The organism is Asticcacaulis sp. AC402 (assembly GCF_000495835.1).
Classification (GTDB): domain Bacteria; phylum Pseudomonadota; class Alphaproteobacteria; order Caulobacterales; family Caulobacteraceae; genus Asticcacaulis.
Window position 1 is genome coordinate 1 of the sequence record NZ_AWGC01000082.1, and the last position, 484, is coordinate 484.

General features: G+C 66.1%; 1 protein-coding gene. It reads left to right on the forward strand.

The features are described 5' to 3' along the window. Positions 1–484 (forward strand): Gfo/Idh/MocA family protein (locus tag ABAC402_RS38965; protein ID WP_023451374.1); only part of this gene is annotated, 484 nt, incomplete at both ends.

The following is a 484-nucleotide window of genomic DNA, read 5'->3' on the forward strand; positions in this document are numbered from 1 at the left end:
GGAAACTCCTCGGCGGCGCGCTTGCGTCGTCGGCGGCGCTCGCCACCGCGTCATCGGCCAAGGCCGCGCCCAGCGACACCGTTCGCGTCGGCGTTATCGGCGTCAAGGGTATGGGCTGGGCCAATATGAAGGCGCACCTCGAAGTCCCCGGCGTCGAGGTCGTCACCCTTTGCGATATCGACGATACCGTGCTGGCTACCCGCGCCGCCGAATTCAAGACCCTGACCGGCAAGGCGCCGCGCATCGCGCGCGACTATCGCCGCCTGCTCGACGACAAGGACCTCGATCTGGTCATTATCGCCACGCCCGACCACTGGCACTGCCTGATGACAGTCGACGCCTGCTCGGCCGGCAAGGCTAGCTATGTCGAAAAGCCGCTCGGCAATTCGATCGCCGAATGCCAGGCCATGGTTGCCGCCAAGCAACGTCACAACAGCGTCGTCCAGGTCGGCCAGTGGCAGCGCAGCAACCAGCACTGGGCCGA